At 66.8% G+C, this 7,378-nt stretch carries 9 protein-coding genes; 3 read left to right on the top strand and 6 right to left on the bottom strand.

Annotated features, from left to right (window positions below; genetic code table 11):
* Positions 1 to 288: 288 nt before the first annotated feature.
* The 4 genes from B1A78_RS19250 to B1A78_RS19240 all read right to left on the bottom strand — a co-directional run bounded on the left by B1A78_RS19250 (position 289) and on the right by B1A78_RS19240 (position 3,137).
* A complete protein-coding gene (locus tag B1A78_RS19250) occupies positions 289 to 1,077 on the bottom strand; it encodes a MipA/OmpV family protein (protein WP_077148510.1) in 789 nt (262 codons plus the stop codon).
* A 49-nt stretch (positions 1,078 to 1,126) separates the two neighbouring features.
* A complete protein-coding gene (obgE, locus tag B1A78_RS19245; RefSeq protein ID WP_077148509.1) occupies positions 1,127 to 2,170 on the bottom strand; it encodes a GTPase ObgE in 1,044 nt (347 codons plus the stop codon).
* Positions 2,171 to 2,344: 174 nt separating this feature from the next.
* Positions 2,345 to 2,518, bottom strand: a complete 174-nt coding sequence (locus B1A78_RS22820; protein ID WP_179102098.1) for a hypothetical protein — start codon at positions 2,516 to 2,518, stop codon at positions 2,345 to 2,347.
* Between the two features lie 13 nt (positions 2,519 to 2,531).
* Positions 2,532 to 3,137, bottom strand: a complete 606-nt coding sequence (locus tag B1A78_RS19240) for a TetR family transcriptional regulator (protein ID WP_077148511.1) — start codon at positions 3,135 to 3,137, stop codon at positions 2,532 to 2,534.
* Between the two features lie 83 nt (positions 3,138 to 3,220).
* Between B1A78_RS19240 and B1A78_RS19235 the strand changes: the two genes are divergently transcribed.
* Both B1A78_RS19235 and B1A78_RS19230 read left to right on the top strand, forming a co-directional pair.
* Positions 3,221 to 4,120, top strand: a complete 900-nt coding sequence (locus B1A78_RS19235; protein ID WP_077148508.1) for a metal-dependent hydrolase — start codon at positions 3,221 to 3,223, stop codon at positions 4,118 to 4,120.
* Positions 4,121 to 4,231: 111 nt separating this feature from the next.
* A complete protein-coding gene (locus tag B1A78_RS19230) occupies positions 4,232 to 4,762 on the top strand; it encodes a GNAT family N-acetyltransferase (protein ID WP_077148507.1) in 531 nt (176 codons plus the stop codon).
* 9 nt (positions 4,763 to 4,771) lie between these two features.
* Here B1A78_RS19230 and B1A78_RS19225 read toward each other — a convergent pair whose 3' ends face one another.
* Positions 4,772 to 5,218 (bottom strand): NfeD family protein, encoded by a 447-nt coding sequence (locus tag B1A78_RS19225; protein ID WP_077148506.1) that lies wholly within the window; start codon positions 5,216 to 5,218, stop codon positions 4,772 to 4,774.
* A gap of 1 nt (position 5,219) precedes the next feature.
* Entirely contained in the window at positions 5,220 to 6,143 is a 924-nt protein-coding gene (locus tag B1A78_RS19220) for an SPFH domain-containing protein (protein ID WP_077148505.1), read from the bottom strand.
* 80 nt (positions 6,144 to 6,223) lie between these two features.
* On the opposite strand from B1A78_RS19220, the gene B1A78_RS19215 reads away from it, so the two are divergent.
* Positions 6,224 to 7,027, top strand: coding sequence for a CoA ester lyase (locus B1A78_RS19215; RefSeq protein WP_077148504.1), 804 nt, complete (start codon positions 6,224 to 6,226; stop codon positions 7,025 to 7,027).
* Positions 7,028 to 7,378: the final 351 nt, after the last annotated feature.

Raw genomic sequence — 7,378 nt, 5'->3', positions numbered from 1 at the left:
CGTGACCCGGCCTCTTTGTGTCTTTGTGTGAGATCTTCTTCTTGGCGCCTCTGCGCCTTTGCATGAAATATAGATCACCCACGCCGCAGGGCGAACCCGAGGATTCCATCCGAGATGACGATGCTTCAGATGTCGCCTTTCGGTCGTTTTGGGACATTCGTCATCCCGGGCTTGACCCGGGACCCGCCTTCCTTCTCGCGCCACCGGATCAAAGATAAGGCAGGCCCCGGGTCAAGCCCGGGGTGACGGATACGGAATGTTCCCAATCGGTCGCTAGCTGCCCTCCGCTCAGCGACCGCCGCCGAAGGTGTAGCTCAGCGCCACGCCGACCGAAGGCTGGTTGCGCGAGCCGAGTTGGCGGACGATCGGCGAGCGGGCGGCGTCGCCGACGAGGCGGTCGTAGCGGCCGTAGACCGCGAAACCCCAGCTTGGGGTCAATTGCCGGAGATAGCCCGCGGTCAGGCCGACCGCGTGGACGCCGCCGTCGATATCATGCGCAGGCAGCCCCGATGCCGCCGCGGCGGCGGGGCTGACGCCGAAATAGGCGCGCTGATATTTGCCGTCGCCGAGCGTCACGCGCGGGCCGATCGAGAAGAGCCAGTCGTCGCCGTCGCGCGCGATATAGTCGGCGCTGACTTCGCCGACGAAGCCGTCATGCCCGCCGAGTCCGCGCCGCGCCTCGGCACGGAGACGGAAGCTGGGCGTCGGCGAGACCTGTGCGAAACCGCCCGCCTCGATCGTCAGTCCGACCTTGGGCAGGTTGGCGCCGACATCGGCAGCGGTGCGTTTGCCGACGAAGCCGAAGGCGGGGCCGAAAGCGAATTTACCGCTGGTGATGAGCGGCGCGCCGAAGCTTTCGTCGGCGGCCTCGAAGGTGAATTCGGTCCCCACGCGCTCGCGCGACAGATCGACATAGGGTCCGATCGAATATTTGTCGGCGCCGGGCCACGATGGCGAAAGTTGCGGTCCGAGGATCAGGCGGGTGCGCTTGGGCGCTTCGTCCTCGTCCTGCGCCTGCGCCGGGACGGTGGCAAAGAGAAGGGGCAGGGCGACGAGCAAGATATGGCGGATGGCCATGGGAACTCCTTGATGTTCCTTCGTCAATCCGCTGCGAAGCCGTTCGTTCCTAGACCGGCGACCATCCGCTGTCGCCGTCATCGGCGGGATCTTCGCCCGCCTTGTCGCCCGCGATGATCTCGAGCAATTTGTCGAGGACGGGTTCGAGGCCCGCGCCGCTGGCGCCCGACAGCGCCATCACCGGGTGGCCGCTTTCGGCTTCGAGCTCGGCCGAGAGCGCGGCGACCAGTTCGTCGTCGAGCGTGTCGATCTTGTTGAGCGCGACGATCACCGGCTTGTCGGTGAGGTCGGCGCCATAGGCTTCGAGTTCGTCGCGCACGATGCGGTAGCTGGTCGCGACATCCTCGTCATTGGCATCGATGAGGTGGAGCAGCACGCGGCAGCGCTCGATATGGCCGAGGAAGCGGTCGCCGACGCCCGCGCCTTCGGCGGCGCCCGCGATCAGCCCGGGGATGTCGGCGACGACGAATTCATTGCCCTTGTGGCTGACGACGCCGAGCTGGGGGCGGAGCGTGGTGAAGGCATAGGCGCCGACCTTGGCCTGTGCGTTGCTCACCGCGTTGATGAAGGTCGACTTGCCCGCGTTGGGCAGCCCGACGAGGCCTGCGTCGGCGAGCAGCTTGAGCCGCAGCCACACCCACATTTCCTCGCCCGGCCAGCCCGGACCGTGCTGGCGCGGGGCGCGGTTGGTCGAGGTCTTGTAGCTCGCGTTGCCGCGGCCGCCGTCGCCGCCGCGCAGGAAATGGACGCGCTCACCCTCTTTCGTCAGGTCGGCGAGCAGGCTGCGATCCTCGTCATCGTCGAGGATCTGGGTGCCGATCGGCACCTGGATCACGAGGTCGGGACCGCCCGCGCCGGTGCGGTCGCGGCCCGCGCCGGGGGTGCCGCGCTTGGCCTTGAAATGCTGGGTGTAGCGAAAGTCGATGAGGGTGTTGAGGCCCGCGACCGCCTCGAAGATCACGTCGCCGCCCTTGCCGCCGTTGCCGCCGTCGGGGCCGCCATATTCGACATATTTCTCGCGCCGGAACGACACGGCGCCGGGGCCGCCGTCGCCGGATTTGATGAAGATCTTGGCTTGGTCGAGGAAATGCATGGCGGGGGCCTTTGGGGGCGGAAAGGGGAACTAAACCTCTAAACCCGCTCGTGTCGAGCGAAGTCGGGATGCCCCGCAGCATGGCGCCAAGCCGAGGGGTATCTCGACTTCGCTCGATGCGAACGGGGTGGGGAAGGCCGCCCCTTAGCGCGTGCGCAACAAAATTACCAGCCCTCAGCCCTGCGGATGCCGTGCGGTTATGCCCTCGCAATAGGCGCCGCTGCTTTGCCACCGACCGCCTGCGTCGAGGCAGGCGTCGATCAGATTCTGTTCCTGAAGCAGCCAGCCGACAAGGGCGCCGGCCAGGACCAAGGCGCTCACCCCGAGAATGCGAATGCCACGTGTCATTACTGCGCCTCTTTCAGCCCTGCGGCTTGCCGCCCTGCTCGGCCCAGAATTTCGCGATGCGGCCGGTGATGAGTTCGGTTGCCAGCACGCGCGAGGTGTCGCGCGGCAGGTCGAGCGCCTCGGCCATCGGGCCGCCGAGCTGCGCATCGCCGAGCGCCATCAGCACCAGCGCGAGCGTATCCTCGTGCATCAGGCGCTTTTCATGCGCGTCGGGGGCCATGCCGTCGATCAGCCGGTGGATCGCCTCGACGATCGGGTCGAGCGCGTCCTCATTGCCCGTCGCCGCCATCCACGTCGCGAGCGCGCCGGCGCCGCCCTCGTTAAAGGCGTCGAAAGCGAGGTCGACGATCTCGCGCACATTGCGTTCGCCGGGCGGTGATTCGGCCATCTTCTTGCCGATCGTCGCGCACACCGTCTCGGCCTGATAGGCGGCGAGCGCCTTTTGCAGCCCTGCGGCGCTGCCGAAATGGTGGAGCAAATTGGCGTGGGTGCGATCGATCCGCGCCGCCACCGCTTTCAGGGTCACTGCCGCCGGGCCCATTTCGATCAGGATATGGCGCGCCGCCTCGAGCGCCGCCGACCGGCTTTCCTCGGGGCTCAGGCGCTTTTTCGCTACTATTGACACCACTGTAAGTAACCTTTAACATTCACCCCATAGGACGTCCCCACGCCCTTCCTCTCCTTTTCGACGGTGCAGCCCATATGTCCAGCATTTCCAACTCCCCGACGCCGCAAGATTTGTCGATTACGCCGCGCGATATGCGTTTCGGCCGTAACGACAATCAGGGTCGCTGGTGGCTGAACGGCGACCCGATCGCGTCGGCTTTCCACACCGCGCTGTCGGTGACCTTCCCGCGCGGCGAGGCGATGTTCATCGAGGCGGTGAAGGCGCACCGCGAGGGCGTGCCCGACAAATTGGCGCGCGAAATCCGCGCCTTCACGCAGCAGGAGGTGATCCACAGCCGCGAGCATGTCGTCTTCAACAAGAAGGCGGCGGAGGCGGGCTACGATCTTTCGGAGCTGGAGGACGACGTCAACCAGGTGCTCGACCTGATCAAGCAGCGCCCGCAGATCGTCAACCTGATGGCCACGATCGCGCTGGAACATTATACCGCGATGATGGCGGCGGTGATGCTGAAAGACCCCAAGATGTACGCGGGCGCCGAGCCCGAGTGGGCGGCCTTGTGGAAATGGCACGCGATCGAGGAGATCGAGCATAAGGGCGTCGCCTATGACACCTGGCTGCACGCGACGAAGGACTGGAGCCGCTTCAAGCGCTGGCGCGCCAAGTCGCTGATGATGCTGCTCGTCACCACGCGCTTCTGGCCGAAGCGCGTCAAGGGGATGAAGGCGCTGCTCAAGCAGGACGGGCTGACCGGCTGGCGCGTAACGCTGCGCATCTGGTGGTACCTGCTCGGCAAGCCGGGGGTGCTGCGCCGCAGCTTCCTGCCCTGGCTCAGCTATTTCCTGCCGGGCTTCCACCCGTGGAACCACGACGACCGCGCGCTGATCAAGCTCTACGAGAGCGACTATGCCGATGCGGTGATGCCGCAGCACAGCTCGGCGCCGGCGCGCGAGGAATTGGCGGCGGCGGCCGCCTGACGGCCTCGCGAAGGCGGAGCCTCCAAAGGGCTCTCTCTCCCCATATCCGGGGCTTCGCCTTTGCGGGACCAGCGGCTTGCCGCGCGGCGCGCGCGCTGATAGCCCGGCGGCATGTTCACCGCGCCCCCGATCATCGAAACCGACCGCCTGCGCCTGCGCGAGCACCGCCTGTCGGACAAGGCCGACCATATCGCGATGTGGGCCGACGAACGCGTGACGCGCTTCATCGGCGGGCAGCCGCGCGCGCCCGACGTCAGCTGGGGCAAATTCCTGTCGGCGGCCGGGCTGTGGCCGGTGATGGGCTATGGCTATTGGGTGTTCGCCGACAGGGCGACCGACAAGCTGGTCGGGATGGGCGGCCTCAGCTATTTCGGGCGCGGCATAACGGAGCTAGAGGGCCAGCCCGAGGCAGGCTGGGCGTTCGACGCCGACCATTGGGGCGGCGGCCTGGCGACAGAGGCGATGGGCGCGGTGCTGGCGTGGGCCGATACGAACCTCGACGCCGCCGATATCCGCTGCATCATCGAACCCGGCCATGGCGCGTCCGAGCGCGTCGCGGCGAAGCTGGGCTTCGCGCTGACCGGGGCGAGCGACGTGCTGCCCGAGGTCGTCAATATCTATGCGCGGCCGCGCGGCGGCTGACGGCCGGGCTCAGGCCAGCTCGACCACCAGCACGCCGCCCTCGGCGCTGACGACGCGGACCTTGCTGCCCTCGACCGTGTCGGGGCCGCGCACCGGCCATTCGCCGTCGCCGACCTTGGCGCGGCCGCGGCCGTCCTCGATCGCCTTGGTCACCGTCAGCACTTCGCCGACCAGCCGCCCGCCGCGCTGGTTGAGCAGCGGGTCGGTCGTGGTGATCGGGTTGTCGCGCAGATATTTGCGCCCCGCGTAGAGCGCGACGATCGACAAGATGGCGAAGATCGCGAGCTGGAGCGGAACGCCGATCGGCACGATCCATGCGACGACGCCGGTGACGATCGCGGCGGCGCCGAGCCAGACGAGGAAGAAGCCGGGCGCGACGATCTCGGCCGCCGCGAGCAGCACGCCGATCGACAGCCACGCCCAGTGCGGTTCCATGTTCGAAATCCAGTCGGGCATGTCAGCGACCCCCTTCGCGGCTGGCGAGCGCGTCCTTGGCGAGTTCGCCGATGCCGCCGAGCGTGCCGATCAGCTGCGTCGCCTCGACCGGGAACAGGATCGTCTTGGCATTGGGGCTGTTCGCGAACTGGCCGACCGCCTCGACATATTTCTGCGCGATGAAATAGTTGATCGCCTGCGCGTTGCCGCTCGCGATCGCGTCCGACACCATCTGCGTTGCCTTGGCCTCGGCCTCGGCTTCGCGTTCGCGCGCCTCGGCGTCGCGGAAGGCGGCCTCGCGGCGGCCCTCGGCCTGCAGGATCTGGCCCTGCTTCTCACCCTCGGCGCGCAGGATTTCGGATGCGCGCATGCCTTCGGCCTCAAGGATGTTGGCGCGCTTTTCGCGCTCGGCCTTCATCTGCCGTGCCATCGCGTTCGAGATGTCGGCGGGCGGACGGATGTCCTTGATCTCGACGCGGGTGATCTTGACCCCCCACGGCGTCGTCGCATCGTCGACGACGTGCAGCAGGCGGGCGTTGATCTCGTCGCGCTTCGACAGAGTCTCGTCGAGGTCCATCGACCCCATGACGGTGCGCAGGTTGGTCGTCGTCAGGTTCATGATCGCGAGATAGAGGTCGCTGACTTCATAGGCGGCCTTCGCCGCGTCGAGCACCTGGAAGAAGACGACGCCGTCGACCGCGACCATCGCATTGTCCTTGGTGATGATTTCCTGACCCGGGATGTCGAGCACCTGCTCCATCATGTTCACCTTGCGGCCGACACGGTCGAAGAAGGGGGTGATGAAGTTGAGGCCCGGCTGCGCGGTGTGCGTGTACCGGCCGAAGCGTTCGATCGTATAGCTATACCCCTGCCGTACCGGCGTCATCGCCCAGATCAGGAAGAACAAGGCCAGCACCACGATCGCGATGGCAAAACCAAACCCCATGACAAATCCCCTCTGCTTGGTCGCAAACCACTGATGCTAACTTATTGCGGCATTGCCCGGCTTGCGCCACAGAAAAGCGCATGACCGATTTCGCGCCCCGCTCGCTTCTCTACGTCCCCGGCTCGAACGCCCGCGCGCTCGAAAAGGCGCAGCGGCTTGCCGCCGACATGCTGATCATCGACCTGGAGGATGCGGTCCCCGCCGATCGCAAGGCCGAGGCGCGCGAGGCGATGCGCGCGGCGGTCGCCGCGGGCTATCCGGGCAAGCGCATCGCGGTGCGGATCAACGGCAGCGGTAGCGAGCATCAGGCCGCCGACATCAACGCGGTCGCCGGACTGCCGATCGATGCCGTCGTGCTGCCCAAGGTCGATGCGATCGCCGACCTCGAACCCGCGCGCGGGCTGGGGCTGCCGCTGCTCGCGATGATCGAGACGCCGGCCGCGATTTACGCCGCGCGCGACATTGCCGCCGATCCGGCGGTGGCGGGACTGATCGCGGGGCTCAACGACCTGGCGCATGAGCTGAAATTGCCCGATGGCACCGACCGCGGCGCGATGAGCCATGCGATACAGGCGATCGTCCTCGCGGCGCGCGCGGGCGGAAAGCACGGCTTCGACGGAGTTTACAACGCGATCGACGATGCGCCGGGCTTTGCCGCCGAGGCCGCCGAGGGCCGGCGGCTGGGCTTCGACGGCAAGACGCTGATTCACCCGTCGCAGGTCGATCCGTGCAACACCGCCTTCGCGCCGTCGGCGCGCGAGATCGCCGAGGCCGAGGCGCTGGTCGCCGCGGCGACCGGCGGGGCGCAGCGGCACGAAGGGCGGATGATCGAGGATATGCATGTCGCAGCGGCGCGCGCGCTGCTCGAACGGGCGGGGCGATGACGGGTATCGGGCGTTAGCGGACATTCTTTCTTCGTCACGCCGGACTTGATCCGGAATCCGGCTTCTTCATCGTCGGCGAAATATATCTCACGCAAAGGCGCAAAGGTACAAAGAAGCATGGCTGCGACCCTTAGGTCGCCTTATCATCATCGCCGCATCAGGCCGCGGCATCGATGGGAAAAGCCGCTTCGCGGCCGGCACGGCCTCTTTGTGTCTTTGCGCCTTTGCGTGAGACAAAAATGACCCGACCTATCTCACTGCACCGGTGCAACGCCCGCAAGCGACCGATAGCGGACATCCCGTATCCGTCACCCCGGGCTTGACCCGGGGCCTGCCTTATCTTTGATCCGG

The sequence above is a fragment of the Sphingopyxis sp. KK2 genome (assembly GCF_001990265.1).
Classification (GTDB): domain Bacteria; phylum Pseudomonadota; class Alphaproteobacteria; order Sphingomonadales; family Sphingomonadaceae; genus Sphingopyxis.
Note: the sequence above shows the minus strand (reverse complement) of the source record. Positions and strands in the feature narration are given on the sequence as shown.

Coding starts and splice junctions, on each gene's coding strand:
- B1A78_RS19250 (WP_077148510.1), bottom strand. CDS start 1,077: ATGGCCATCCGCCATATCTTGCTCGTCGCCCTGCCCCTTCTCTTTGCC.
- obgE (WP_077148509.1), bottom strand. CDS start 2,170: ATGCATTTCCTCGACCAAGCCAAGATCTTCATCAAATCCGGCGACGGC.
- B1A78_RS22820 (WP_179102098.1), bottom strand. CDS start 2,518: ATGACACGTGGCATTCGCATTCTCGGGGTGAGCGCCTTGGTCCTGGCC.
- B1A78_RS19235 (WP_077148508.1), top strand. CDS start 3,221: ATGTCCAGCATTTCCAACTCCCCGACGCCGCAAGATTTGTCGATTACG.
- B1A78_RS19230 (WP_077148507.1), top strand. CDS start 4,232: ATGTTCACCGCGCCCCCGATCATCGAAACCGACCGCCTGCGCCTGCGC.
- B1A78_RS19225 (WP_077148506.1), bottom strand. CDS start 5,218: ATGCCCGACTGGATTTCGAACATGGAACCGCACTGGGCGTGGCTGTCG.
- B1A78_RS19220 (WP_077148505.1), bottom strand. CDS start 6,143: ATGGGGTTTGGTTTTGCCATCGCGATCGTGGTGCTGGCCTTGTTCTTC.
- B1A78_RS19215 (WP_077148504.1), top strand. CDS start 6,224: ATGACCGATTTCGCGCCCCGCTCGCTTCTCTACGTCCCCGGCTCGAAC.